Origin of the sequence: Thermopolyspora sp. NPDC052614 (assembly GCF_040678635.1) — a bacterium.
GTDB lineage: Bacteria > Actinomycetota > Actinomycetes > Streptosporangiales > Streptosporangiaceae > Thermopolyspora.
The window spans coordinates 427,157-452,371 of the sequence record NZ_JBFATZ010000004.1; the positions used below are offsets into that span (position 1 = coordinate 427,157).

At 71.3% G+C, this 25,215-nt stretch carries 24 protein-coding genes and 1 pseudogene; 13 read left to right on the plus strand and 12 right to left on the minus strand.

The features are described 5' to 3' along the window. Positions 1 to 32 precede the first annotated feature (32 nt). Together AB0K60_RS11550 and AB0K60_RS11555 are read left to right on the plus strand one after the other, a co-directional pair. Complete coding sequence (locus AB0K60_RS11550) at positions 33 to 1,418, plus strand: OFA family MFS transporter (protein WP_364051726.1); 1,386 nt, start codon at positions 33 to 35, stop codon at positions 1,416 to 1,418. Continuing rightward, a complete protein-coding gene (locus AB0K60_RS11555; protein ID WP_364051729.1) occupies positions 1,415 to 1,561 on the plus strand; it encodes a hypothetical protein in 147 nt (48 codons plus the stop codon). The genes AB0K60_RS11550 and AB0K60_RS11555 overlap by 4 nt, the downstream gene beginning before the upstream one ends. An 89-nt stretch (positions 1,562 to 1,650) precedes the next feature. Here the strand turns inward: AB0K60_RS11555 and AB0K60_RS11560 are convergent, their stop codons facing one another. Then, positions 1,651 to 2,055 carry a DUF1232 domain-containing protein gene (locus AB0K60_RS11560; protein ID WP_364051732.1) on the minus strand — a complete coding sequence of 135 codons (405 nt, stop codon included), beginning with the start codon at positions 2,053 to 2,055 and terminating at the stop codon, positions 1,651 to 1,653. 139 nt (positions 2,056 to 2,194) lie between these two features. Between AB0K60_RS11560 and AB0K60_RS11565 the strand changes: the two genes are divergently transcribed. Next, positions 2,195 to 2,635, plus strand: a complete 441-nt coding sequence (locus tag AB0K60_RS11565) for a hypothetical protein (protein ID WP_364051735.1) — start codon at positions 2,195 to 2,197, stop codon at positions 2,633 to 2,635. Positions 2,636 to 2,897: 262 nt separating this feature from the next. Here the strand turns inward: AB0K60_RS11565 and era are convergent, their stop codons facing one another. From era to AB0K60_RS11595, 6 genes are all read right to left on the minus strand, one after another. Next, positions 2,898 to 3,815 (minus strand): GTPase Era, encoded by a 918-nt coding sequence (gene era / locus AB0K60_RS11570; protein WP_364051738.1) that lies wholly within the window; start codon positions 3,813 to 3,815, stop codon positions 2,898 to 2,900. Continuing rightward, on the minus strand, positions 3,812 to 4,150 hold the full coding sequence (locus AB0K60_RS11575) for a cytidine deaminase (protein WP_364051741.1): 339 nt from the start codon (positions 4,148 to 4,150) through the stop codon (positions 3,812 to 3,814). Before AB0K60_RS11575 ends, era begins: the two co-directional genes overlap by 4 nt. Positions 4,151 to 4,468: 318 nt before the next feature. Next, on the minus strand, positions 4,469 to 5,785 hold the full coding sequence (locus AB0K60_RS11580) for a hemolysin family protein (RefSeq protein ID WP_364051744.1): 1,317 nt from the start codon (positions 5,783 to 5,785) through the stop codon (positions 4,469 to 4,471). Further along, positions 5,782 to 6,264 carry an rRNA maturation RNase YbeY gene (gene ybeY, locus AB0K60_RS11585; RefSeq protein ID WP_364051747.1) on the minus strand — a complete coding sequence of 161 codons (483 nt, stop codon included), beginning with the start codon at positions 6,262 to 6,264 and terminating at the stop codon, positions 5,782 to 5,784. The genes AB0K60_RS11580 and ybeY overlap by 4 nt, the downstream gene beginning before the upstream one ends. Before the next feature lie 7 nt (positions 6,265 to 6,271). After that, complete coding sequence (locus AB0K60_RS11590; protein ID WP_364051750.1) at positions 6,272 to 7,330, minus strand: PhoH family protein; 1,059 nt, start codon at positions 7,328 to 7,330, stop codon at positions 6,272 to 6,274. A gap of 124 nt (positions 7,331 to 7,454) precedes the next feature. Next, the gene (locus AB0K60_RS11595; RefSeq protein WP_364051753.1) at positions 7,455 to 7,799 is read right to left on the minus strand and encodes a histidine triad nucleotide-binding protein; all 345 of its coding nucleotides are present in this window, start codon (positions 7,797 to 7,799) and stop codon (positions 7,455 to 7,457) included. Between the two features lie 218 nt (positions 7,800 to 8,017). On the opposite strand from AB0K60_RS11595, the gene AB0K60_RS11600 reads away from it, so the two are divergent. Continuing rightward, positions 8,018 to 8,548, plus strand: a complete 531-nt coding sequence (locus tag AB0K60_RS11600; RefSeq protein WP_364052102.1) for a SigE family RNA polymerase sigma factor — start codon at positions 8,018 to 8,020, stop codon at positions 8,546 to 8,548. After that, positions 8,545 to 9,210 (plus strand): hypothetical protein, encoded by a 666-nt coding sequence (locus AB0K60_RS11605; protein WP_364051756.1) that lies wholly within the window; start codon positions 8,545 to 8,547, stop codon positions 9,208 to 9,210. The genes AB0K60_RS11600 and AB0K60_RS11605 overlap by 4 nt, the downstream gene beginning before the upstream one ends. Before the next feature lie 258 nt (positions 9,211 to 9,468). Here the strand turns inward: AB0K60_RS11605 and AB0K60_RS11610 are convergent, their stop codons facing one another. After that, positions 9,469 to 10,212: a 16S rRNA (uracil(1498)-N(3))-methyltransferase gene (locus AB0K60_RS11610; RefSeq protein WP_364051759.1), complete on the minus strand. Its 744-nt coding sequence runs from the start codon at positions 10,210 to 10,212 to the stop codon at positions 9,469 to 9,471. A gap of 410 nt (positions 10,213 to 10,622) precedes the next feature. Between AB0K60_RS11610 and AB0K60_RS11615 the strand changes: the two genes are divergently transcribed. The 3 genes from AB0K60_RS11615 to AB0K60_RS11625 all read left to right on the plus strand — a co-directional run bounded on the left by AB0K60_RS11615 (position 10,623) and on the right by AB0K60_RS11625 (position 15,151). Continuing rightward, entirely contained in the window at positions 10,623 to 13,514 is a 2,892-nt protein-coding gene (locus AB0K60_RS11615; RefSeq protein WP_364051762.1) for a nitrate- and nitrite sensing domain-containing protein, read from the plus strand. Positions 13,515 to 13,896: 382 nt separating this feature from the next. Beyond that, a complete protein-coding gene (locus tag AB0K60_RS11620; protein WP_364051765.1) occupies positions 13,897 to 14,583 on the plus strand; it encodes a DUF742 domain-containing protein in 687 nt (228 codons plus the stop codon). Then, positions 14,573 to 15,151: an ATP-binding protein gene (locus AB0K60_RS11625; RefSeq protein ID WP_364051768.1), complete on the plus strand. Its 579-nt coding sequence runs from the start codon at positions 14,573 to 14,575 to the stop codon at positions 15,149 to 15,151. Before AB0K60_RS11620 ends, AB0K60_RS11625 begins: the two co-directional genes overlap by 11 nt. Here AB0K60_RS11625 and dnaJ read toward each other — a convergent pair. Further along, positions 15,138 to 16,271, minus strand: coding sequence for a molecular chaperone DnaJ (dnaJ, locus tag AB0K60_RS11630; protein ID WP_364051771.1), 1,134 nt, complete (start codon positions 16,269 to 16,271; stop codon positions 15,138 to 15,140). The two genes, AB0K60_RS11625 and dnaJ, sit on opposite strands and share 14 nt — an antisense overlap. Next, on the minus strand, positions 16,272 to 17,285 hold the full coding sequence (hrcA, locus tag AB0K60_RS11635; RefSeq protein ID WP_364051774.1) for a heat-inducible transcriptional repressor HrcA: 1,014 nt from the start codon (positions 17,283 to 17,285) through the stop codon (positions 16,272 to 16,274). A 276-nt stretch (positions 17,286 to 17,561) separates the two neighbouring features. Between hrcA and AB0K60_RS11640 the strand changes: the two genes are divergently transcribed. Both AB0K60_RS11640 and AB0K60_RS11645 read left to right on the plus strand, forming a co-directional pair. Next, on the plus strand, positions 17,562 to 18,392 hold the full coding sequence (locus tag AB0K60_RS11640; protein ID WP_364051777.1) for a hypothetical protein: 831 nt from the start codon (positions 17,562 to 17,564) through the stop codon (positions 18,390 to 18,392). A gap of 27 nt (positions 18,393 to 18,419) precedes the next feature. Further along, positions 18,420 to 19,238 carry a DUF3097 domain-containing protein gene (locus tag AB0K60_RS11645; RefSeq protein ID WP_364051780.1) on the plus strand — a complete coding sequence of 273 codons (819 nt, stop codon included), beginning with the start codon at positions 18,420 to 18,422 and terminating at the stop codon, positions 19,236 to 19,238. 6 nt (positions 19,239 to 19,244) lie between these two features. On the opposite strand, the gene hemW is transcribed toward AB0K60_RS11645, so the two are convergent. Then, positions 19,245 to 20,462: a radical SAM family heme chaperone HemW gene (gene hemW / locus AB0K60_RS11650; protein ID WP_364051783.1), complete on the minus strand. Its 1,218-nt coding sequence runs from the start codon at positions 20,460 to 20,462 to the stop codon at positions 19,245 to 19,247. Positions 20,463 to 20,479: 17 nt separating this feature from the next. Next, the gene (lepA, locus tag AB0K60_RS11655) at positions 20,480 to 22,321 is read right to left on the minus strand and encodes a translation elongation factor 4 (protein ID WP_364051786.1); all 1,842 of its coding nucleotides are present in this window, start codon (positions 22,319 to 22,321) and stop codon (positions 20,480 to 20,482) included. Between the two features lie 74 nt (positions 22,322 to 22,395). Between lepA and AB0K60_RS11660 the strand changes: the two genes are divergently transcribed. From AB0K60_RS11660 to AB0K60_RS11670, 3 genes and pseudogenes are all read left to right on the plus strand, one after another. After that, a complete protein-coding gene (locus tag AB0K60_RS11660) occupies positions 22,396 to 23,454 on the plus strand; it encodes a hypothetical protein (protein WP_364051789.1) in 1,059 nt (352 codons plus the stop codon). 454 nt (positions 23,455 to 23,908) lie between these two features. Next, complete coding sequence (gene rpsT, locus AB0K60_RS11665) at positions 23,909 to 24,178, plus strand: 30S ribosomal protein S20 (protein ID WP_364052105.1); 270 nt, start codon at positions 23,909 to 23,911, stop codon at positions 24,176 to 24,178. Positions 24,179 to 24,423: 245 nt separating this feature from the next. After that, positions 24,424 to 25,215 (plus strand): annotated as a pseudogene (locus AB0K60_RS11670) (hypothetical protein); the annotation flags it as partial.

Here is a 25,215-nt window from a genome sequence, read left to right on the forward strand (position 1 = left end):
TACGGAATACAGCGCGTGTTTACCTGAGTGGCGTGGAGAACAGACAGAGCCATGTCAGCTTCCTTGACCGTTCGCACTCCATCGCCCCGCCCACCTGGAGCCGGTGGCTGATCCCCCCGGCCGCGTTGTCCGTGCATCTCGCCATCGGCCAGGCGTACGCATGGAGCGTGTTCAAGCCCCCGCTGGAGTCGTCCCTCGGCCTGTCCGGCACGGCAAGCGCCCTGCCGTTCCAGCTCGGCATCGTCATGCTGGGCCTGTCGGCCGCGTTCGGCGGCACGCTGGTGGAGCGCAACGGGCCCCGGTGGGCGATGTTCGTCTCGATGGTGTGCTTCTCCTCGGGATTCCTGCTGTCCGCGCTCGGGGTGGCCACCCGGCAGTACTGGTTGGTGGTGTTCGGGTACGGCTTCGTCGGCGGCATCGGGCTCGGCATCGGCTACATCTCGCCGGTCTCCACCCTGATCAAGTGGTTCCCCGACCGGCCGGGCATGGCCACCGGAATCGCGATCATGGGATTCGGCGGCGGTGCGCTGATCGCCTCGCCGTGGTCGGCGCAGATGCTGGCGAGCTTCGGCACCGACACCGGCGGCATCGCCCAGACCTTCCTCGTGCACGGCGTGGTGTACGCGGTGTTCATGTCGATGGGCTGGCTGCTGGTCCGGGTCCCGCCGGACGGCTGGCGCCCGGCGGGCTGGGAGCCGGCGAAGGTCGCCGCGCGGCCGCTGATCACCTCCGCCGACGTATCCGTCCGCAACGCCGTACGCACGCCGCAGTTCTACCTGCTGTGGATCGTGCTGTGCTTCAACGTCACCGCGGGCATCGGCATCCTGGAGAAGGCCGCGCCCATGATCAGGGACTTCTTCGCGAGCACGTCCGCGCCGGTGAGCGTGGCGGCGGCGGCGGGCTTCGTCGCGCTGCTGTCGCTGGCGAACATGAGCGGCCGGTTCGTCTGGTCCACCACCTCGGACCTGATCGGGCGCAAGAACATGTACCGGGTCTACCTGGGCGTGGGGGCGCTGCTCTATCTGGTGATCGCGCTGGCCGGCAGCGCCTCCAAGCCGCTGTTCATCGTCTGCGCGATCGGCATCCTGTCGTTCTACGGCGGCGGATTCTCCACCGTCCCGGCGTACCTGAAGGACCTGTTCGGCAGCTACCAGGTCGGCGCGATCCACGGCCGGCTCCTGACGGCGTGGTCCACCGCGGGCGTGCTCGGCCCGCTGATCATCAACTGGATCGCCGACACCCAGGAGGCCGCGGGCAGGTCGGGTCCCGCCCTCTACACCACGTCCCTTTTCATCATGATCGGGCTGCTCGTCGTCGGCTTCGTGGCCAACGAGTTGATCCGCCCGGTGGACGACAAGTACCACGAGCATCCGCAGGCCGCGGAGAAGCTGACGGCCGGAAGGAGCGAGGCGGCATGACGACGCGGTCGACGACCGAGGCCACGGCCACCGGGACCCGGCACACTCCCTTGAAGATCCTCGCCTGGGTGTGGGTGGGCGTGCCGTTCGCGTACGGCGTCTTCGAACTGGTCCAGAAGCTCACCCAGCTGTTCTCCGGCTGAGCCGGACCTGACACGGGCCACTCTGCTTCCACTCGCTCACGGGACGGGCGGGACGGAGCGGGGTGGCCCGTCAGGCGCTCGGGGCTGTGTCAGGCCGGTGGGCGGCACAGCGCGGCGAAGCCGTCGTCGCTGCCCGGCCAGTGACGGCGCACCGCGGGCAGGCCCGCGCGGCGGACCACCGAGCGGAGCACCACGGCGACGATGATGGCGTCGTCGGCGTACCCGAGGACCGGGATGAAGTCCGGCACGAGGTCGATGGGGAAGGCCAGGTAGGCGAGGAGCAGGGCGAGCCGTGTGCGTACTCCGCGCGGGAGCGCGGGGTCGGCCGCGAGGCGGCGGATCAGGCGGAGCGCGTCGGGCAGCAGCCGGACCGCCTCGCTCAGCATTCCGTGACGGGGACGCGTGAGCGCCAGGGCCGTGATCAACGCGATCCAGGCCGTCGCCAGGCCCGCGAGGACGCCCAGCAGCGTGTCGAGCCACCATGATCCGGTCATGTCCCTGTCAACGAAGCGGCGGCCGGAAAGCATGCCGTCCGCTCGATCTCGATGCTTTACGTCCGCATGCGTCCGCCTTGGATCGCCGCTCGGTGGAAGTCGATCACTGCGGAGGCGGCCAGGGGGTTACGCTCGAATTGTGGGCGGGCACCGGGTGGTGAGCACGGGAGTGATCCTGGCGGGGGCAGGGCTGGCCGTTTCGCCGTTGCTGCCGTGGGCGGGCGTGCGGGCGGAGGTGCCCGTGCTGGGTCGGGGGCTCGGCACCAGCGTGCTCGGCTTTGACGACGCGGCCGGGTGGTTCGTGTGCGTGGCCGGGGTGGTGGCGGCGGTGCTCGGGGTCGCGGGGTTGACGCACGGGCGGGCGTTCACGGGGTTCGCGATCGTTCCGGGGGCCGCGGGGGCGCTGGCGCTGGCGGTGTTCATCAACCGGCCGGAGCGGCTGCTGGACCTGTCGGTGACGATCGCCGGGCTGGTGCGGGTCGGGCCGCGGATCGAGTACGGGTGGTTCGTGGGGCTCGGGGCGTCCATCCTGATCAACGTTCTGGCGGCGATCGCGTTGTTCCGGCGGCAGCGGTCATAGGCAGTGCAGTGGAGGGCGCTCACCGGTGTCATGCGGACGGCTTGGTGGTCGTTCGGGGACGTCGGACTAGCTCGGCGGGTGTGGGTCGGCGCCGGTTCGCGGCCGGGCGACGGGGAGGCGGCGGGTCACGTGGGTCGTTCTCCCGGACGGGCCGAAGGCGATTGGCGAGGCAGGGGCCGTGCTCTCGTGGTGGCGCGGCCGTTCGGCCCGAGCCGGTCAAGCCCGGCCCGGTTCTCCGTTTTCCCGGATGGGTTGAAGGCGATCAGTCATAGAAGCCCAGGCGGCGCAGTTGCTTGGGGTCGCGTTGCCAGTCCTTGGCGATCTTGACGCGGAGGTCGAGGTAGACGCGGGTGCCCAGGAGGGCCTCGATCTGCTTGCGCGCCTTGGTGCCGACGTCCTTGAGGCGCTCGCCCTTGTTGCCGATGACGATGGCCTTTTGGGAGGGGCGTTCGACGTACATGACGGCGTAGATGTCGAGTAGGTCGTCGCGGCCGGGGCGGGGCAGCATCTCGTCGACGACGACGGCGATGGAGTGCGGAAGCTCGTCGCGGACGCCCTCCAAGGCGGCCTCGCGGACCAGTTCGCCGACGAGGATCTGCTCGGGCTCGTCGGTCGGCTCGCCGTCGGCGTACAGGGGCGGGCCCTCGGGGAGGTGTGCGGTGAGGACGTCGGTGAGGACGTCCAGTTGGTCGTTGGTTTCCGCTGAGACCGGGACGATGTCGGCGAAATCTCCCAAGGCGGACACCGCGAGGAGTTGCTCGGCGATCTGCTTCTTGGCGGCGAGGTCGCACTTGGTGACCACGGCGACGACGGGGGTCTTGCGTACGGCGGCGAGCTTCTCGGCGATGAAGGCGTCGCCCTTGCCGACCTTCTCGTTCGCCGGGACGCAGAAGACGATCACGTCGACCTCGGTGAGCGTGGACAGCACCAGGCTGTCGAGCCGCTCGCCGAGCAGGGTGCGGGGGCGGTGCAGGCCGGGGGTGTCGACGATGACGAGTTGCGCGTCGGGGCGGTGCACGATGCCGCGGATCACGCGCCGGGTGGTCTGCGGCTTGGAGGAGGTGATCGCCACCTTCGTGCCGACCAGCGCGTTCATCAGCGTCGACTTGCCCACGTTGGGGCGGCCGACGAAGCACGCGAACCCCGCTCGGTGGGCTTCGGCCTTCGTCTCGGGGGTCACCGGTGGCGTCCCTTGACCGTGCCGTCCGGGGCGGCCACGAACAGGACGCCGGCCGACATGTCCCGCACCGCGAGCAGGTCGGCCTCGGACGGGCCGTCGGCCTCGGTGACCAGCGCGGCCGCCTCCAGCGTGCGCGCTCCGCTGGAGGCCGCCATCGCCACCGCCACCTGCACCGCCGACAGTCGCAGCGACGGCAGGTTCACCTCGGAGGCGGTGTAGGTGCGGCCGATCTCGTCGCGTACGGCGGCGCCCTCCGCCGAGCCGTTGCGGGCGCGGGAGGAGCGGGCCAGCACGACGAGCTTGTTGTCCTCGGAGTCCAGTGTCGCGTCAGTCACGCGTCAAGCCTATAGAGGCTTGGGCGTACGCGTTCGCGCCGGGATTCGCGCCGGGGCTTGAGTCGGGCGGGTTTCCCGGTCCTGAACAGCCGTAAGGGTGCTCCCACCCGCTCTCGCGGGCGAGAACACCCTCTTGGCATCCCCCGTTGATCAACCGATGCGCCGGCAACCCCCGTCCGACGCTCCGGTTCCCACCCCTCACGGCTCCCACTGATCAGGTGAGCGCCTGAGAAGAGAGTGGCAGCCCCCGCTTGCAATTCACTTAAAGAACAGTTGCGACATCAGATGCCAACGCTAGAAATATCGGATACCCGCAGGTCAGTCCTGTTTCGTCGCGGCGTCGGCTTCCTCGTCCTCCTTGTTGCGCACCCGGCGCACCACCACGGTGCTGATCCGGTTGCGCCGCCCGGCGAGGCTCTCGGCCGTCAGCAGCAGGCCGTCGATCGTCGCCTCGGAGCCCGCGATCGGCACCCTGCCGAGCGCGTGCGCGAGCAGGCCGCCGACGGTCTCCACGTCATCGACCTCCAGCTCGGCGCCGAACAGCTCCTCCAGCTCGTCCACCGGCAGCCGGGCGGTCACCCGGGCGGCGGTGTCCTCCTCCAGCCACTCCACCCGCGGGGCCTCCTGGTCGTACTCGTCGGCGATCTCGCCGACGATCTCCTCCAGGATGTCCTCGATGGTGACCAGGCCGGCCGTGCCGCCGTACTCGTCGATGACGATCGCCACGTGGATCTGCCGGGCCTGCATCTCGCGCAGCAGGTCGTCGATCGGCTTGCTCTCCGGGACGTACGTGGCCGGGCGCATCTGCGACTCGACGGTGTCGAGGCCGCCGTCCCCGGGCCGCTCGCCCGGCTCGTGCAGGCGGCGCACCACGTCCTTGAGGTAGGCGATGCCGATCACGTCGTCCTCGTTCTCGCCCACCACCGGGATGCGCGAGAAGCCGCTGCGCAGCGCGAGCGACAGCGCCTGGTTGAGCGTCTTGCCGCGTTCGATGAAGACCATGTCGGTACGCGGCACCATCACCTCGCGGACGAGCGTGTCGCCCAGCTCGAACACCGAGTGGATCATCTGGCGCTCGTCCGGCTCGATCACCCGGCGCTGCTCGGCCAGGTCGACCAGGTCACGCAGCTCCGCCTCGGAGGTGAACGGCCCCTCGCGGAAGCCCTTGCCCGGCGTCAGCGCGTTGCCGAGCAGGATCAGCAGCCGGGGCAGCGGGCCGAGGACCCGCGTGAGCCGGTACACGATCGGGGCGCTCGCCAGCGCGATCGGCTCGGCGTGCTGGCGGCCCAGGGTACGCGGCGACACGCCCATGATCACATAGCAGATGACGATCATGACGGCGGCGGCCACCAGGTACGCCTGCCCCTCGTCGCCGAGCAGGTCGATGAAGAGCAGCGTGGTGATCACCGTGGCGACCGTCTCGCAGCTCAGCCGCAGCAGCATCAGCAGGTTGAGGTACTGGGGCGGGTCGGCCACGATCTCCCGCAGCCGTCGAGCGCCCCGGCGTCCCTCCCGGGCGTACTCCTCGGCCCGCACCCGGGAGATCCGGGCCAGGGCCGTCTCCGCCCCCGCCAGCAGTCCGCCGACGAAGACGAGGAGGACCACCGACAGCAGCCACCAGTTGGCGGAGTTCACCGCTCCTGGCGCACCTCCCGCCACGATTCGAGCAGCTCACCCTGGAGGCCGAACATCTCGGCGTGCTCCTCGGGCTCGGCGTGGTCGTAGCCGAGCAGGTGCAGGATGCCGTGCGTGCACAGCATCTCCAGCTCCTCCCGCGCGCTGTGCCCGGCCTCGGCCGCCTGCTTGGCCGCCACCTGCGGGCACAGCACCACGTCGCCGAGCAGCGCCGGGTCCGCGGAGGCGTCGGGCTCCTTGCGCGCGCCCCCGCCCGGGTTCGGCCGCAGCTCGTCCATGGGGAAGGCGAGCACGTCGGTCGGCCCCGGCTCCCCCATCCACTGCTCGTGCAACACCGTCATCGCGGCCTCGTCCACCACCAGGATGGACAGCTCGGCGAGCGGATTGATGCCCATCTCGCCGAGCACGTGCCCGGCGAGCGCCACGATCCCGGCCTCGTCGATCTCGACGCCGGACTCGTTGGCCACCTCGATGCTCATGGGCGGCTTATCTCCCCCGTGGGCGCTTGGCGCCCTTGATCGCACGCGGTTCCTGCTCCCGCAGGTCGGCGTCATAGCGGTTGTAGGCGTCCACGATGTCGCTCACCAGGCGGTGCCGTACCACGTCGGCGCTGGTCAGCGTGCTGAAGTGGATGTCGGAGATGCCTTCGAGGATCTCCCTGACCACCTTCAGGCCGCTCTCCTGACCGCCGGGCAGGTCGATCTGGGTGACGTCACCGGTGACAACGATCTTCGATCCGAACCCGAGCCGCGTCAGGAACATCTTCATCTGCTCGGGCGAGGTGTTCTGCGCCTCGTCGAGGATGATGAACGCGTCGTTCAGGGTACGGCCGCGCATGTACGCGAGCGGGGCCACCTCGATCGTTCCCGCGGCCATCAGCTTGGGGATCGTCTCGGGGTCCAGCATGTCGTGCAGCGCGTCGTACAGCGGGCGCAGGTAGGGGTCGATCTTCTCGTACAGCGTGCCGGGCAGGAAGCCCAGCCGCTCCCCCGCCTCCACGGCCGGCCGGGTCAGGATGATCCGGGTGACCTCCTTGGCCTGCAGCGCCCTGACCGCCTTGGCCATCGCCAGGTAGGTCTTGCCGGTGCCGGCCGGGCCGATGCCGAACACGATCGTGTGCTTGTCGATCGCGTCGACGTACCGTTTCTGGTTCACCGTCTTGGGCCGGATGGTACGGCCGCGCGACGACAGGATGTCGAGCGAGAGGACCTCGGCGGGACGCTCGCTGCTCATGCGCAGCATGGTGATCACTCGTTCCACGGCGTCGGGAGTGAGCTGCGCGCCGGTGCGCAGCAGCTCGACCAACTCCTCGAACAGGCGCACCACCATGCCGCTCTCCTCCGGAGAGCCGGTGACGGTGATCTCGTTGCCGCGGACGTGGATGTCGGCGCGGAAGGCCTTCTCGATGACGCGCAGGACCTGGTCCCGCGAGCCGAGCAGCCCCACCATGGACTGCTCATCCGGGATGACCACCTTGGCCTGGGTCCGGGCCGGCCCCTTGGTACGCGGCGGCGTGACGTTTCGTTCTTCGTGTGACTCGGACATGGGCGGCCCTAACGGCCAGCTCGCCTCCCGGTACGCGCCTCACAGGTTTCTACCGTCATGTTATCCACCGACGGCCCACCTGGGCATCGGCTTAAATCGCCCCCGTCTCCCGCCGCCCCCGTGATCAGCCCGGCGGCCAGGTCAGGTTCCGCCCGCCGAGCAGGTGCAGGTGGACGTGGAACACCGTCTGCCCGGCGGCGGGGCCGGTGTTGAAGACCATGCGATAGCCCACCTCGGCGACGCCCTCCTGCTCGGCGACCGCCTGACCCGCCTGCAGCACCGCGTCGGCCCACCCGTCGTCGGCCGCCGCCAGCGCCGCCGCGTCCTGGAAATGCTCCTTGGGCACGACGAGCACATGCGTGGGCGCCTGGGGGTTGATGTCACGAAACGCCAGCGCCCGGTCGGTCTCCAGGACGACGTCGGCCGGGATCTCCTTGGCGACGATCTTGCAGAAAAGGCAGTCGCTCACCCGCCGAATCGTAGCGACAGCCGTTGCCAATCGGTAATACCCTGGAGTCCACGCCGAAAGATCCTCCCGGATAGTGTTGTTGTGCGACACTTCATCGAAGGCGTAGGCAATTTCCTAGTGTCGGGCGAGGACACCACCGGGCCATGCCCCCTAAAGAACCGGATGAGCGTAAACCTCCTGGAAAGGCCACGCGTCCAACAGATGTGACCACCGAGACCATCGTGGCCGACCGGTCGATGGGGGCGGTGTCTGTCGGGTGGGATGCCGACATGGCCGTGACCGCGCTGTACAGCGCGCACTATCGGTCACTCGTCCGTCTCGCTGTGCTGCTGGTCCGTGACGTGGCCTCAGCAGAGGAGGTCGTACAGGACGCCTTCGTCGCCATTCACGGGGCGTGGCGCCGGCTGCGGGACCCCGACAAGGCATTGGCCTACCTTCGCCAATCGGTCGTGAACCGATCGCGCTCCGTGCTGCGCCACCGGGCCGTCGTGGAGAAGTACGCCCCGAAGGGCCTTCCCGACGCGCCCAGCGCCGAGAACGGCGCCATCGGCGAGCTGGAGCGCTCGGCGGTGATCGAGGCCTTGCGCGGCCTGCCCGCCCGCCAGCGGGAGGCGCTGGTGCTGCGCTACTACGGCGACCTTTCCGAGGCGGAGATCGCCAACGCGATGGGCATCAGCAAGGGCGCGGTGAAGAGTCACACGGCCCGCGGGATGGCCGCACTACGGAACGTACTGGAGCAGTTTTCATGACGGAGTTCCCCGACGAGTACGGCGAGATCCTGCGCCGTGCCATGCGTGCGGAGGCGGACTCGGTCGTGCCTTCTCCTGACGGACTGGAGATCATCCGCAACCGCATCGAACAACGGGGCCTGCGCGGGATCTTCTGGTGGCGGGTGGCGGCCTCAGCGGTCGGCGCGGCCTTGGTGGCCGCCACGATCGTGATGGTCGTCCCCGGGTTACGCGAGCAGGCCACACCACCGCCACAGGGCATCACCGAGATCGACGCAGAGACGGATGCGCCCGAGGGGGAGTCCACCAGCCGTCCCCCGAACATTCGCCCGCCCGAGGTGTCGTCCACCGGCGCCGTGGTCCCGCCGACCAGCGCCCGGCCGAGCCTCGCCCCCACGCGCACGACGCCGTCGGCCAGCACGCCCACGCCGACGCCGAGCAGGACGCGTGAGTGCCCGTCGCCCGCGCCCAAGGGGAAGGACGCGTCCGGCACCCCGGGTCCGTGCCCGACCACGAGCACGACCCCGACGCCCACGCCGACGCCGACGCCCTCCAAGACGGACACCGAGACCCCGAAGGACCCCACCTGCGCTCCGGAGGACTGCCCGACCTCGCAGCCCGAGCCCACGGTCACCGACCAGGAGAGCGCCGAGCCGACCCTCAGCACCAAGCAAGAGGAATAGCCGCGCCGCCGGCGGCCGGAACGATCCATCCGTACGGCCGCCGTCGCCGCGTCGGCCGTCGCGACGATGGAGCCGAGGGGCACGCGCGGGGATCTGCAGTACGGCCGCCGTCGAGGCCCGCAGGCAGTGCGCTCGTGAAGCGCGGAACCCGCCTGCGGCGCTACCAGCGGCCGGAGCGGCTCAGCAGCACGGCCGCCGCCACCCCCGGCGTCAAGGCCCGGGCAGTGCGCTCGTGAAGCGCGGAACCCGCCTGCGGCGCTACCAGCGACCTGAGCGGCTCAGCAGTACGGCGGCCGCCGCCACGCCCGCCGTCGAGGTTCGCAGGACGGTGGGCCCGAGGATCGCGGGGATCGCGCCCGCGGCGCGGAAACGCTCGATCTCCTCGGGGGCGATGCCGCCTTCGGGGCCGACCACCAACATGATGTCGCCGTCGGTCGGCAGGTCGAGGCCGGACAGGGGGCGCTCGGCCTCCTCGTGCAGCACGACGGCGAGGGCCGCCGCGCGCAGCCGGTCCGCCACCTGAGCCGTGGAGGCGAGGTCGGCGACCCGCGGAAGGTGGAAGCGGCGGGACTGCTTGCCCGCCTCGCGGGCCGTGGCGCGCCAGCGGGCCAGCGGCTTGGCGGCGCGCTCCCCCTTCCACTGGACGACGCAGCGGGACGCCGTCCAGGGCACGATCTCGTCCACCCCGGCCTCGGTCATCATCTCGACGGCCAGCTCGCCTCTGTCGCCCTTGGGCAGCCCCTGGGCGACGACGAGGCGCGGCTTCGGGGGCGGCGCGCCGTACAGGGCGTGCACGGTGAGCAGGAGCGCGTCCTTGAGCGCGTCGCGGACCACGCACTCGGCCACCTGACCGGCGCCGTCGGTGAGGTCCGCGCGCTCGCCCGGCCGCAGCCGCCGGACGGTCGCCGCGTGCCTGCCCTCCGGGCCGTCGAGGAGGAGTTCCCCGCCCGCCGACGCCCCGGCCAGCGCCTCGGCGGCGATCAGGAAGACCGGAACGGTCATCCGCGTTGCCCTCCCCTTCGCTGCGCGTTCACGCGCGTTGTTCACCCGATCGGTTTCGTTGACGCTCGGACGCGTGTCCGGCCACGCCCGCCGGCCCCTTCGCGGCGGAATCAGCGAGCTCGAAGACGACGGCGGCCCGTTCCCTGCCGCGTCCTGCCAGGGGTGACGGTCCGCGATGCCACGACTACCACAAGATGATCGTCGGAAATTTTAACCGCGTCCGACCTGACGAGTCGAATCGAAGTTCTCACTTTCGGTAGTCAGCCGAATCCTTCGGGTAATAGCGTGTCCCCCGGCTCTCCTGACCCAGAGTCCACGGGGACGGATTCCGACCATCCGGGGGCGACCGCCCGCCTTGTCACGGCCACAGATTCAGTAGAACGGGCAGGTCAATGGCACATCTGATCAGGATGCCGCGCACCATCCGCGCGAGGCTCACATGGATCCTCGCCGTCCCGACGACCCTGCTGCTGGGGTTCACCGGGCTGGAGGTGGCGGCGCGGTTCGACACGCGTTCCGACGCGCACACCACGGCGCGCCAGATCGAGCTGGTGCTCGCCGGGCAGGAGCTGGTGCACGCCCTGCAGCGGGAGCGGGGGCTCACCGCGGGGCTGCTCGGCGGCGAGTACCGGTTCCGCGGCGAGCTTGAGGCCCAGCGCCGGCGCTCCGACCAGGCGCGGGCCGAGCTCGGCCCGCTGCTCGCCGACGCGACGCGGCGCGGGGTGCCGCGGTTGCGCGGCGCGCTCGACCGGCTGTCCGGCCTCGGCGCGCTGCGGGCCTCGGCCGACGCCTCACGGACCGGGCGTCCGGAGTCCTTCGCCTTCTACACCGCCGCCATCGGAGCGATCAACGACGCCCTGTACGACGGCGACGCGGCGGGCGGCGACCTGACGCGGCGGCGCGGCCTCGAGGCCCTGTGGACGCTCGGCCGCGCCCAGGAGGCCGCGGGGCAGGAGCGTGACACCCTCACCGGGGGGCTGGCCGCGACGGTGTTCACGCCGGAGGAGTACGTACGGTTCATCGAGGCCCGCGCGACCAGGATCGACGCGCTCGCCCAGTTCGCCCGGCTGGCCACGACCGCGCAGGCCGCGGCCCTGAGCACGGCCCAGCAGTCCCGGGCGGCGACCACGATGGCGGCGATCGAATCGCGCGCGACGGCCTCCCCGCGCGGCCGGAACCTCTCGGTGAGCGCGCGGGACTGGTGGGACGCGGCCGCCGCCTTCGCCGACGACCTGCGCGACGTACAGCGCTTGGTCGGCGTCGAGGCCCGCGCCCAGGCCGGGGAGGCCGAGCGGCGGGGCACCCAGGAGCTCGTCGTGCTCGCCGTGCTCGGGGGCGTGCTGCTGCTCGGTACGCTGCTGCTCGGCGTGGTGACGTCCCGGTCGATCCTGCGCCCGCTGCGCCGGCTCACCCAGGAGGCCGACGACGTCGCCGAGCGGCGGCTGCCCGAGGCGGTCGCCCGGATCCAGTCGGCCGCGGACCCGCAGGACGCGATCGCCGAGGACGAGCCGGGGCCGGGGCGCCGCCAGGACGAGTTCGGCGCCGTGATCCGCGCGCTGGGGAACGTGCACCGGACCGCGTTGCGGCTCGCCGCCGAGCAGGCGGTGCTGCGCCGCAACACGGCCGAGTCGCTGGCGAACCTCGGGCGCCGCAATCAGAGCCTGGTGCGCCGCCAGCTCGGGTTCATCAGCGCGCTCGAACGCGACGAGTCCGACCCGGCGGCGCTGGCGAACCTGTTCGAGCTGGACCATCTGGCCACCCGGATGCGGCGCAACGCCGAGAGCCTGCTGATCCTGGTCGGCGAGCGTACGCCGCGGGCGGCGGCCGAGCCGGTCGCGATGGGGGACGTGCTGCGTTCGGCGCTGGCCGAGGTGGAGGACTACCGGCGGGTCGTGCTGCGGCGGGTGGATCACGACGTGGTGCGCGGGTCGGCCGTGGCGGAGGTCGCGCACCTGCTGGCCGAGCTCATCGAGAACGCGCTCGTGTTCTCCGCGCAGGACCAGGACGTCGAGATCCAGGCCAGGTGCGACGCGACCGAGTACCACATCGCGATCGTCGACCAGGGCGTCGGCATGGACGCCGAGGGGCTGGCCACGGCCAACGCGAAACTGCGCGGGGAGCGCAGCTTCCTCGTCGCGCCCACCCGGCAGCTCGGTCTGTTCGTCGTGGGGCGGCTCGCCGAGCGGCTCGGCATCAAGGTCTGGCTGCACGACTCGCCGCTCGCGGGGATCACCGCCCGGGTCGTGCTTCCGGTGGACCTGCTGGTCCGCGACGCCGCGTCCGTCGCCTCGCCCTCCGCGCCCTCGGCGTTCCCGGGCTCGGGCGGGTCCGTGGTCGGCGAGCACGGCGACGGGTACGCCAACGGGCGCGTGGCCACTGGCTCGGGCGGGTACGACGAGGCGCCGTCGTCCAACGGGTTGGTCGCATCGGACCCGTCGGATGTGGCAGGCACTTCGGGCGTGCCGGGTACGCCGGGTATGTCGGGTGCGCCGGGTGCGCCGGGTGTGTCGGGTGTGTCGAGCCCGTCGGGTGTATCCGGCCGGTCCGCCGTGTACGACTGGTCGGGTGTGTCCGGCGGAGCCGGAGAACCCGCCGGTTCCGCCGAACGTAACGGGTTCGCAGATTCCGCCGGGGACATCTCGTCCGAGGAGGCTATGGGATCGGCCGCGACAGGACTCCCTGCGCACAAGGGCCATCCCGGCGTCACCACCTCCGAGTTCGTCGCGGTGGTCGTCTCCCCGGAACCGGCCGTGCCGCCCGCACCGGGAACCCCACCGCCGCCGCCCGCGATTCACTCCCCCTCGTCTCTCTCCCCCTCGTCGCCCGCCGATCCGCTCGGCGGCCGCCACCCCGACGCCTCCGCGCCGCCGGCTTCGTCATCGGGCGGCCACTCCACCGTGCACCAGGCTCCGTCGAGCGTCGCTCAGCCGCCCCTGCCACCCCTCATCACGCCCAAGGCCAAACCGCCGTACCGGCTCTCGGTCCGGCGACCCGCACCGGACGTGGACGGGTCCGCGGAACGGCCGCAAGCACGGACGGCGGCAGGCGACGGCGCGCGGGAGACCACTGCGAACGGGCTCGTCCGCCGTGTGCCGCGAACCGATCGCCCCCGCGGCGATGAGCCGGTCGCCACCGGCGTCTCCCCCGACGGGACCTACGACGGGACTCACGAGGGGACTCACGAGGGGACCCACGACGAGACCTTCGAGCACCCCTCGGAACGGGTCCGGTCGATCCTCAACGAATTCAGGGCCGGGATGCGGCAGGCGGAGCAGACGGGCCCGAACCAGGAGCCGCGATGACGTGGCCTCCTGGCGGCGTCGGCGGGCGCCGTCGTCGCATCGCCCCAGAGCGGCGGCGTCGGTTCGCGGGCGGGCCGGGCCGCCTCAACGATCCGATCATGACCGGATCCGGCAAGTGGCAACCGGATAGTGCGGAACGGCTGCCCGAGAGCGGCGCGTGCCGGTACGGTTGCGGAGGGCTGAAGCTCTTCAGGAGCGACACACATCGGGGTTTCCTGCTGATCTCGGCCGTTCCCCTGGAGGCCGTACGGGCACGCCCGCAGCGGCGGTCCGGAGGCGCGGGACGGCCGGGTATGAGACGGCGCTGCCAAGCGAACGGGGTGGGCGAACTGCGATGAATGACGGCTGGGCGGACCTGGGGCTACGGGTGCCCGATCCTCGCATGATCAACTTGCGTCATGCCGCGCCCGCGCGACCGGCCGGCGAGTTGTTCGGGGCCTCGTCTCCCCCGGTGGACGGCGACATCCTGGCGGACGCCCCCGCATCGGGCGGCGAACCCGGGCGCTTGGCTCGCATCGACAACGTGACCGCGGCCCGGTCCGCGGTCGCCGCCCCCGAGGCGTACCCCACCGAGTTCGGCCGCTCCTGGCACGAACGAGGCCCCGCGGGCGACCGGTTCGCGGGACGGATGAGCGGTCACCGCGGAGGCGTCCCACATGACCGGCCGGCGCGGCCCGAGCCGCCCCGATCCGAGGACGACGGGGTCATGGACGGGCCCGGGATGAAGGTCAGCTCCGCCGGGGAGATCGCTCGCCCGTTCATCATGTCGGCGGGGCGTACCCTGCCGCTCGACGAGCGACTGCGCATGGAGACGCTGCTGTCCGCGACCCCGGCCGCGCTGAACGCCCCCTTGGCCTTCGAGCACGCGCACATCGTGGAACTGTGCCGCCACCCGCTGTCCGTCGCCGAGATCGCCGCCGGTCTGCGGCTCCCGGTCGGGGTCGCCCGCGAGCTCATCGCCGACCTCGTGGCCGAGCACCTCCTGGTCATCCACGCGCAGGTCATCCTCGGCGCGCGGCCGCCCCGAGCGTTGCTGGAGCGGATCCGGGCAGGTGTCCGTGCCCTCTGAAGCTCCCGTCGCCGACGCGTACCCCGCCGCCGTGGAGGTCGCCGACGCCGTCTCGGTCAAGATCGTGGTGGCGGGAGGGCGAGGCGCGGGAAAGACGACGTTCCTTGAGGCGATCTCCGACATCGACCCGGTCACGGCCGAGGCGGTCCTCGCCGAGCCGGACGCCGCGCCGGATGCCGCGCCGGGCGGCGAAGTGATCGGCTTCGACGTCGGCCGGGTGGGCGTGGACGACGACGTCGTGCTGTGCCTGTTCTGCACGCCCGACCGGGAGAACCGCGAGTTCTTCCGCGCCGAGCTCGCCGACGGCGCGGCGGGCGCGGTCGTGCTCGTGGATCTGCGTCGCGTCGATCGGTGTTACCCGGCGATCGACCTGCTGGAGGAGCACGGCGTCCCGCTCGCCGTCGCCGTGAACGACTTCGGCGGCGCGGACCGGTTCGGCCTCGACGAGGTGCGGGACGCGCTCGGCGTCGACGCGGGCGTTCCGGTGGTGCGTTGCGACGCCCGCGACCGCGACTCGGTCAAGCAGGTCCTGATCGCCCTGGTGGACGCCGCCTTCAACGACCGTTGAAGGCGTCCCGCAGCCGGGAGAAGAAGCCCTGCTGGCCGGGGGCGAACTTGCCCGGGGGATGCTCCTCGCCGCGCAGCTTGGCCAGTTCCCTGAGCAGCTCCTCCTGGGCGGCGTCGAGCCGCGTGGGCGTCTCCACGTTGACGTGGATGAGCAGGTCGCCCCGGCCGGTCTCGTTGAGGCGCTGGACGCCCCTGCCGTACAGGGGGATGACCTGGCCGGACTGGGTTCCGGGCCGTACGTCGATCTCCTCGGTGCCGTCGAGGGTCTCGACGGCGAGCGACGTGCCGAGGGCGGCGGCGGTCATCGGCAGGTGCACGGTGCAGTGCAGGTCGTCGCCGCGCCGCTCGAAGATCGGGTGCGGGCGCTCGACGATCTCCAGGAACAGGTCGCCGGGCGGGCCGCCGCCGGGGCCGACCTCGCCCTCGCCGGCGAGCTGGATGTGCGTGCCGTCCTCGACGCCCGCCGGGATGCGCACCTTGATCGTACGGCGGGTGCGGACCCGGCCGTCGCCGGAGCACTCCTGGCAGGGGTGCCGGATGACGCTGCCGTAGCCGCCGCACTGGGGGCACGGCCGCGACGTCATGACCTGGCCCAGGAACGAGCGCGTGACCTGGGAGACCTCGCCCCGGCCGTTGCACATGTCGCAGGTGTCGGGGTGGGTGCCGGGGGACGAGCCCGCGCCGTGGCAGACCTCGCACACCACCGCGGTGTCCACCACCAGCTCCTGGGTGGTGCCGAACGCGGTCTCGGTCAGGTCCAGCTCCACCCGGATGGTGTGGTTGCGCCCGCGGCGGGCCCGGGTGCGCGGGCCGCGCGAGGCGGTGGCGGTGCCGAAGAAGGCGTCCATGATGTCGCTGAACGGGAAGCCCGCGCCGAAGCCGCCGGCGCCCGCCGCGCTCGCCGAGGAGAACGGGTCCGCGCCCAGGTCGTACATCTTGCGCTTGTTCGGATCCGACAGGACCTCGTAGGCCTGCGTGATCTCCTTGAAGCGCTCCTGGGTCGTCGGATCCGGGTTGACATCCGGGTGCAGCTCACGCGCCAGACGGCGGTAGGCCTTCTTGACCTCTTCAGGGCTGGCGTCGCGGCGCACCCCGAGGATGCCGTAGTAGTCCTTCGCCACTTACGACCCCGCCAGAATCTGACCCACGTAGCGCGCGACCGCGCGCACGGCACCCATCGTCACCGGATAATCCATTCGCGTCGGGCCCAGCACGCCGAGCCGGGCCAGTTCCTTGTCACCCGAGCCGTACCCGGCGGCCACGAACGAGATGCCGCGCAGCCCGGAGTACGGGTTTTCCGAGCCTATCCGCACCGTGAGGGCGGCGGGGTCGCTCGTCTCGCCGAGCAGCCGCATCAGCACGACCTGCTCCTCCAGCGCCTCCAGCACATCGCGCAGGCCGACGGTGAAATCGGCCGCCGCGAGGTTGGCGGTACCGGCGAAGACGATTTTCTCATCACTGCGGTCCACAAGTGTCTCAAGAAGCACGGAAAGAATGGTCGCCGCGACCGGACGGTCCTCCAGCGGCAGATGCTCGGGCAGATCCGCCACCGTGTCGGGCACCTTGCTCAGGCCGCAGCCGTCCAGGCAGGCGTTGAGCATCGCCCGCAGGTGCGAGATGCGATCCTCGTCCACCAGCTCGGGCACTTCGACGACGCGCTGCTCGACCCGGCCGGTGTTGGTGATCAGGACGAGCATCACCCTGCGCTCGCTCAGCGGCACGATCTCCACGTGCCGGACCGTGGACTTGGCGAGCGAGGGGTACTGCACGACGGCGACCTGCCGGGTGAGCTGGGCCAGCAGCCGGACCGTGCGGCGGACCACGTCGTCGAGATCGACCGCGCCGGCGAGGAAGGTCTCGATCGCCCGGCGTTCGGCCGCCGACAGCGGCTTGATCTGCGACAACCGGTCCACGAACAGGCGGTAGCCCTTGTCGGTGGGCACGCGCCCGGCGCTGGTGTGCGGCTGGTGGATGTAGCCCTGCTCCTCCAGGACCGCCATGTCGTTGCGGATCGTGGCCGGCGAAACGCCCAGGTTGTGCCGCTCCGCCAGGGCCTTCGAGCCCACTGGCTCGTTGGTGGACACGTAATCTTCGACTATGGCGCGCAGGACCGCCAGCTTGCGGTCATCGAGCAACGTGTTCACCTCCTGGCCGCCCTGGTGTCATTCTTCAACACCACGCTTGGCACTCAGTGTTCCCGAGTGCCAAGTGTACGGCCCCCGCCTTCAAGGTGCGATAACTCATCGCCCTCGACCCTGTCCCGGCCCGGCCGCGCCACCGCCCGACCGGTCCGCCCAGCGGCGTCCGTAAAGTCCTGTATGTGCCCGTATATGGCATATGGACATTAGATTGGTATTGTTTAGCAAGCAGGCTTCCAATGCTCCACAAGTGGGAACCGTCACACTCGGAGTATGAGTCAAAGCAACGACCCTCGCCCGCAGGGACAGGGTCCTCAGGGGTACGGCCGCCCCGAATCCTCCTTCGGCCCGCCTCAGGACGCCACCCGGCCCTTGGACCCGCAGCGCCACGGCTCGCCGGGGCAGTCACAGCCGGGCCCGCCCGGCCAGCCGTACGGCCCGCCCGGCACCCCGCCGTACGCTCCTCAGTCCGCCTACGGCGCTCCCCCTCCGCCCGGCGGCTACGGCCCGCCCGGCGGCAAGCCCGAGATCCGGCCCCGCCGCATCTGGATCCTGCTGTCCTGGCTGGCGTTCGTGGCCAGCATCATCGTCCTCGTCTACGGCACCTACAGCGCCGTGGGCACGGTCGCCGAGGACGTGGCGCCCCCGAGCAGCTTCAGAAGCGGCGAGGTGAAGACCTTGACGCTGAACCCGCAGGACAGGCCGGTCCTCTACGTCTCGGCCACCTCCCAGGTGAACGTCCGGTGCGAGGCCGCGAGCGCCACCGGCGCAGAGGTCGCGCTGACCAAGCCGGGCTACACCGCGAGCATCACCGCCGGCGGCAGGATCTGGGAGCACATCTTCGACATCGGCATCACCCAGGCGGGCTCCTACCAGGTGCGGTGCACGGCCCCGGAGGGCGCCGACGTCGCCTTCGGCGTCGGGAAGCCGATCACCAGCGAGCGGGCCGTCAACGCGGCGGGCAGCATTCTGCTCTACATCGGGCTGATATTCGTCACCTTCATCGTGGCCGTCGTGGTCACGGTCATCGTGCTGGTGCGCCGGAGCCGGGCCAAGCGGCGGCTCGCCGGGCCGTGGCAGCCGTACGGACCGGCGGGGCGGTGACGCACCGGTTTGCTAGCGTGCCCTGCCATGTACGAGGACGCGCTCGCCGGACGCCGGCGCCGCAGGACCCGGGACGACGTCCCGGTGGTGCCGGCCGAACTCGACCTGGTCGTGGAGGACGCCGAGGGCGGCTTCTGCGGCGCCGTGGTCGCCTGTGACAAGCAGGGTGTCACGCTGGAGGACCGTTTCGGGCGGCGGCGGGTGTTCCCGCTGGAGCCCGCGGCGTTCCTGCTGGAGGGCGAGCCGGTCACCCTGGTACGGCCCGGCACGCCCGCGGCGGGATCCGCGGCGGCCCGGCGGCGCAGCGCCTCCGGGTCGGTCGCGGTCGAGGGCCTGCGCGCGCGGGTGGCCAAGGAGAGCCGTATCTACGTGGAGGGCGTGCACGACGCCGCCCTCGTGGAGAAGATCTGGGGCCACGATCTGCGGGTGGAAGGGGTCGTCGTCGAGTATCTCGAAGGGGTTGACGACCTGCCCGCGATCGTGGCCGAGTTCGCGCCCGGGCCGGACCGGCGCCTGGGGGTCCTGGTGGACCATCTGGTGCCCGGCAGCAAGGAGAGCCGCATCGCCGCCCAGGTGGGCTCGCCGTATGTGCTGGTGGTGGGGCACCCGTTCGTGGACATCTGGCAGGCGGTGAAGCCGTCGGTGCTCGGCTTCGCGTCCTGGCCGGTGGTGCCGAAGGGGATCCCGTGGAAGGAGGGCGTGATCGAGGCGCTCGGGTGGCGCATGGAGCCCGCCGAGGCCTGGCGTCACATCCTCGGCCGCGTCACCAGCTACGCGGACCTGGAGCCGGAGCTGCTCGGCCGGGTGGAGGAGCTGATCGACTTCGTGAGCCCGCCCGTCGAGTGAGGCCCGTCAGGTGAGGTCGCGGACGAGCGCGTCCGCGAGCAGCCGCCCGCGCAGCGTCAGCACGGCCCTGCCCTCGCGGAACGGCCCGGGGTCGAGCAGCCCGTCGGCGAGGGCGCGCGCCACGGCCGTCCTGGCGCCCTCCCCGATGTCGGCCAGCGGGAAGCCGGAGTCGAGCCGCAGTTCGAGCATGAGCCGCTCCACGGCGCGGTCGTCGTCGGAGAGGATCTCGCGGGCGTGGCCGGGCGAGACGCCGGCGGCCAGGCGGCTCGCGTACGCGGCCGGATGCTTGACGTTCCACCAGCGCACGCCGCCGACGTGGCTGTGCGCGCCGGGGCCGACGCCCCACCAGTCGCCGCCGGTCCAGTAGAGCAGGTTGTGGCGGCAGCGGGCCTCGGGCGTGGCCGCCCAGTTGGAGATCTCGTACCAGGACAGGCCGGCCTCGGCGAGCATGGCGTCGGCGATGAGGTAGCGGTCGGCGGCCACGTCGTCGTCGGGCATGGGCAGCTCGCCGCGGCGGATGCGGGCGGCCAGGCGGGTGCCGTCCTCGACGATCAGCGAGTACGCCGAGACGTGGTCGGGGCCGGCCTCGATCGCGGCGGCGAGGGTGGCGCGCCAGTCGTCGTCGCTCTCCCCCGGCGTGCCGTAGATCAGGTCCAGGTTGACGTGGTCGAACCCGGCGTCGCGGGCCTCGCGGGCGGCCTGCGCGGCCCGGCCGGGGGTGTGGCGGCGGTCGAGGACGGCCAGCACGTGCGGGCGGGCGCTCTGCATGCCGAGGCTGACCCGGGTGAAGCCGCCCGCGCGCAGCTCGGCGAGGCTCGCCGGGGTGACCGACTCGGGGTTGGCCTCGGTGGTGACCTCGGCGCCGGGGGCGAGGCCGAACTCCTCGTCGATGGCGCGCAGCACCCGTACCAGGTCGGCGGCCGGGAGCAGGGTGGGGGTGCCGCCGCCGAAGAACACCGTCTCCACGCGGGGCGCGGCGTCGCCGAGGACCTTGCGCGCGAGCCGTACCTCGGCGACGGCGGTCGCGGCGTAGTCGGCGCGGGAGGCGCCGGGGCCGAGTTCCTGCGCGGTGTAGGTGTTGAAGTCGCAGTAGCCGCAGCGGGTGACGCAGAACGGCACGTGCACGTAGAAGCCGAACGGGCGCTCGCCGAGCCCGCGCAGGGCGTGCTCGGGCAGCTCGCCGGTCGCGGGGACGGCGTCGCCGTCGGGAAGCGCGGAAGGCATGGGCGGCCCCGGCCGGGCTACTTCCTCGCCTTGTCGGCCGAGCTCTCGGTGGACAGCGCCGCCACGAACGCCTCCTGCGGCACCTCCACGCGGCCGACCATCTTCATGCGCTTCTTGCCCTCCTTCTGCTTCTCCAGCAGCTTGCGCTTACGGGTGATGTCGCCGCCGTAGCACTTGGCCAGGACGTCCTTGCGCATGGCCCGGATGTTCTCGCGGGCGATGACGCGGGCGCCGATGGCCGCCTGGATGGGCACCTCGAACTGCTGGCGCGGGATGAGGTCCTTGAGCTTCTTGGCCATTTCGACGCCGTACGCGTACGCCTTGTCCTTGTGCACGATCGCGCTGAAGGCGTCCACGGGCTCGCCCTGCAGCAGGATGTCCACCTTGACCAGGTCGGCCTCCTGCTCGCCGGACAGCTCGTAGTCGAGCGAGGCGTAGCCGCGGGTGCGGGACTTGAGCTGGTCGAAGAAGTCGAAGATGATCTCGGCCATGGGGAGCGTGTAGCGGATCTCCACGCGGTCCTCGGACAGGTAGTCCATGCCGAGCAGGGTGCCGCGGCGGCCCTGGCACAGCTCCATGATCGCGCCGATGTGGTCGGCCGGGGAGAGCAGCGTGGCCCGCACGACCGGCTCGTAGATCGCGGCGACCTTGCCGCCGGGGAACTCCGAGGGGTTGGTGACGATGATCTCCTGGCCGTTCTCCATGACGACCCGGTAGATCACGTTGGGGGCGGTGGAGATGAGCGAGAGGTCGAACTCGCGCTCCAGCCGCTCGCGGACGATCTCCATGTGCAGCAGGCCGAGGAAGCCGCAGCGGAAGCCGAAGCCGAGCGCGGCCGAGGTCTCCGGCTCGTAGATCAGGGCGGCGTCGTTGAGGCGCAGCTTGTCGAGGGCGTCGCGCAGCTCGGGGTAGTCGTCGCCGTCGATCGGGTAGAGGCCGGAGTACACCATCGGCTTGGGGTGCTCGTAGCCGCCGAGGGGCTCGGCGGCCGGACGGGAGACCGAGGTGACGGTGTCGCCGACGCGGGCCTGCCGCACGTCCTTCACGCCGGTGATCAGATAGCCGACCTCGCCGACGCCGAGGCCCTCGGCCGACGGGGTCGGCTCGGGCGAGATGACGCCGATCTCCAGGGTCTCGTGCGCCGCGCCGGTCGACATCATGATCGTACGCTCGCGGCGGGACAGGTGGCCGTCGACGACCCGCACGTAGGTGACCACGCCGCGGTAGGTGTCGTAGACCGAGTCGAAGATCAGCGCGCGGGCCGGGGCGTCCGCGTCGCCGACCGGGGGCGGCACCTGCTCGACGACGTGGTCGAGCAGCTCCTTGACGCCCTCGCCGGTCTTGCCGGAGACGCGCAGCACGTCCTCGGGGGCGCAGCCGATGAGGCCGGCGAGCTCCTCGGCGTACTTGTCGGGCTGCGCGGCGGGCAGGTCGATCTTGTTGAGCACCGGGATGATCGTGAGGTCGGCGTTCATCGCCAGGTAGAGGTTGGCGAGCGTCTGCGCCTCGATGCCCTGGGCGGCGTCGACCAGCAGGATCGCGCCCTCGCACGCCTCCAGCGACCGGGACACCTCGTAGGTGAAGTCCACGTGGCCGGGGGTGTCGATCATGTTGAGGACGTAATCGACGCCGTCCGGGCCCTTCCAGGGCAGCCGTACGGCCTGCGACTTGATGGTGATGCCGCGCTCGCGCTCGATGTCCATGCGGTCGAGGTACTGCGCGCGCATCTGCCGCTCCTCGACCACGCCGGTGAGCTGCAACATGCGGTCGGCGAGCGTCGACTTGCCGTGGTCGATGTGCGCGATGATGCAGAAGTTGCGGATCACCGCGGGGTCGGTGTGGCCAGGCTGAGTGCGCACCGGGGTCCGTTTCGACAGATGTGATGACGATCAAGGGCTGGTGTGCCAGCCGTCTTCCATGGTGGCATGTTCGGGTGATTGCCCGGACCGCCACGCCCGCGCTGGAACGCCTGCGCCGCATCGCGCGGCGTCTTCGGCGCCCTGCCCGTCTTCTCGCCCGCGCGGCGGCCGTCGCGTTGGCCGTCGTGCTGCTGATCGCGGGCGCGGCCGCCGCGGCGCTCCGCGCCCAGTTTACCGGTACGCCCGCGGTGTGGGCGAAGACGAGCGGGCACGACGCCCTCTGGCTGGGGCACGCGTGGGTGGACGGGCGGCGGACCGAGGCCGACGTGGCGGCGCTGGCCGTACGGCTGCGGGCGACCGGGATCCGGGATGTGTACGTGCATTCAGGGCCGTACGGGTGGGACGGCGCGCTGTCGCCGACCAAATATCCCAATGCCGGAAATTTTCTGAAGTGGTGGCGGAAGCACCTGCCGGACGTGCGGGTGTCGGCCTGGCTCGGCCAGGCCGTTAAGAACGGCCTGGACCTGGGCGATCCGGCCGCGCGGCGGCGCGTCGTCGCCGGGGCCGCCGACCTGACACGACTCGGCTACGACGGCATCCACTACGACTTCGAACCGGTCAACGACGGCGACCCGAACCTGCTCGCCGTACTGCGCGCCACCCGCACCGCCATCGGCCCCGACCGGCCGCTGTCGGTCGCCACCCACCAGATCGAGCCGCTGTCCGGCGTCCGCCACCCGCTCCGACTGGTCATGGGCCACGACAAGTACTGGACGACGGCCTACTTCCGGCAGGTCGCCGACCTGGTGGACCAGGTCGCCATCATGACGTACGACTCCTTCCTCCCCTTCGAGTCCCTGTACGGCGGGCACGTCGTACGCCAGGCCACGCTCGCCCTGGAGAACCTGCCGCCCCACAAGACGATCCTGATCGGCGCCCCCGCCTACCACGACCACGGCTGGAGCCGCCTGGACGCGTCCGAAAGCGTCGCCGTCGCCGCCGAGGGAGCCCGCCTCGCCCTCACCGATCACGGCAGCCCGCGCGAACGCTTCGGCCTCGCCCCCTACGTCGACTTCGCCGCGACCGAACAGGACTGGCGCGAATACCAGCAGAGCTGGGTCAGCCCACGCTGATCCCCGACCGGCCGCGCGGCGCGCGCCCGCCCGCGCGAACGCTTCGGCCTCGCCCCCTACGTGGACTTCGCCGCGACCGAACAGGACAGGCGCGAATACCAGCAGGCATGGGTCAGTCCACGGTGATCGCCGATCGTTGATCACCGACCGGCCGTGCGGCGTGCGCCCGCCCGCGTTCCTCGCCGTGCCCGCCCGCCCGGAACCCTCGGGTCAGACGTCCCCTCAACGGCAGGTCGCCGCGGTTCCGCCGCCGGGTGCCGATCGGACGGCGCACGGTCGTATGATCGATCGTGCCCTCTCCGACCTGGCGGATCTTCGGGAAAACCGGCCCCAGGGTCCGGTGCCGTGCGTTGATTTGAGCGGCACAGAGGGCGTTGATACCCTGTATCACCGCGTGTGGTGCGCCCTCTCTGCCCGCGCGCCCCAATCCACCGACTTTTACCGAGGCTTCTTCGTGGCGAACATCAAGTCCCAGATCAAGCGCAACAAGCAGAACGAAAAGCGTCGTCTGCGCAACAAGGCCGTCAAGTCTTCGCTGAAGACCGCGATCCGCAAGTTCCGCGAGGCCGCCGACCAGGGCAAGGTCGAGGAGGCCGTGGTGCTCATGCGCGCCGCCTCCCGCCAGTTGGACAAGGCCGCCAGCAAGGGCGTCATCCACAAGAACCAGGCGGCCAACCGCAAGTCGGCGATCGCCAAGCGCGCTGCGGCGCTGCAGAGCGCGTAGCCGCCGCAGGGCGCACAGCACGATCGCGAGCGCCGCATCTCCCACGGGGAGTGCGGCGCTTTGCCATGCCCGAAATCCGTGCGTATTTTCCTAAACTGTCGCGATTTGTCACGGAATCGATATCACTTCTCCGTCGCCACCCCGCATCGCCTCCATCACCATCGCGCCGCTCGCCTGGCCATTTGCCCGATCATGCCTAAAGGTCGTGGTCAGAAGGTTGAGCGGCACCACTGGAGGCCAAGTCGATGCGGGGGCGAACGCCGCTGGTACTGCGACGCGCGGTCGCCGAACCACTGCTTCTCCTCGCCGCCTTCGGCTCGATCCTGCTCGCCACCACCACCCTGGTCGCCCTGACCGCCTACGCCGCCTCCGTGGCTGACGTCGGCGTGCGCCGCGTCGTCGCCGCCGCGTCCCAGCACGACACCGCCGCGCGGGTGACCGCGCCCGTCTCGTCCGCCGGGCTGGCCGCCACCGACCGCTCGATCCAGGAACGCCTCTCCCGCGCGTACGGCGGCGCGCCCGTGACCGTGATGGCCAGCGCCCGCTCCGACTCCTACGCGCTGCCCGGCGGGTCGGCCGGGAGCGCCGACGCCGACCGTCCCGATTTGACCCGCTTCGCCTTCTACCAGCGGCTCGACGAGCAGGCCCGACTCCTGGCCGGCGACTGGCCGCGCTCCACCGGAAACGAAGCCGACCAGGGCGCGGGAGGCGACCGAGACGGCTCGGCCGACGAAGGCGAGGGGAACGCCACCGGCAAAGCCACCGACGGGCGCAAAGGCGACCGCCCGGACGCGGCGGCCAGCGACCGGCCACGCCCCGCCGGAAACGAAACCGACCAGGGCAAGGGAGACGACCGAGACGGCCCGGCCGACGAAGGCGAGGGGAACGCCACCGGCAAAACCACCGACGGACGCGCAGGCGACCGCCCGGACGCGGCGGCCGGCGACCGGCCACGCCCCGCCGGAAACGAAACCGACCAGGGCAAGGGAGACGACCGAGACGGCCCGGCCGACGAAGGCGAGGGGAACGCCACCGGC

Bases quoted from the DNA above. Each gene is read 5' to 3' on its own strand.
- AB0K60_RS11560 (WP_364051732.1), bottom strand. From the start codon at position 2,055: ATGACCGGATCATGGTGGCTCGACACGCTGCTGGGCGTCCTCGCGGGC.
- AB0K60_RS11555 (WP_364051729.1), top strand. From the start codon at position 1,415: ATGACGACGCGGTCGACGACCGAGGCCACGGCCACCGGGACCCGGCAC.
- AB0K60_RS11610 (WP_364051759.1), bottom strand. From the start codon at position 10,212: ATGACCGTTCCGGTCTTCCTGATCGCCGCCGAGGCGCTGGCCGGGGCG.
- AB0K60_RS11590 (WP_364051750.1), bottom strand. From the start codon at position 7,330: ATGTCCGAGTCACACGAAGAACGAAACGTCACGCCGCCGCGTACCAAG.
- AB0K60_RS11620 (WP_364051765.1), top strand. From the start codon at position 13,897: ATGATCAACTTGCGTCATGCCGCGCCCGCGCGACCGGCCGGCGAGTTG.
- AB0K60_RS11645 (WP_364051780.1), top strand. From the start codon at position 18,420: ATGTACGAGGACGCGCTCGCCGGACGCCGGCGCCGCAGGACCCGGGAC.
- AB0K60_RS11615 (WP_364051762.1), top strand. From the start codon at position 10,623: ATGCCGCGCACCATCCGCGCGAGGCTCACATGGATCCTCGCCGTCCCG.
- ybeY (WP_364051747.1), bottom strand. From the start codon at position 6,264: ATGAGCATCGAGGTGGCCAACGAGTCCGGCGTCGAGATCGACGAGGCC.
- AB0K60_RS11640 (WP_364051777.1), top strand. From the start codon at position 17,562: ATGAGTCAAAGCAACGACCCTCGCCCGCAGGGACAGGGTCCTCAGGGG.
- hemW (WP_364051783.1), bottom strand. From the start codon at position 20,462: ATGCCTTCCGCGCTTCCCGACGGCGACGCCGTCCCCGCGACCGGCGAG.
- AB0K60_RS11605 (WP_364051756.1), top strand. From the start codon at position 8,545: ATGACGGAGTTCCCCGACGAGTACGGCGAGATCCTGCGCCGTGCCATG.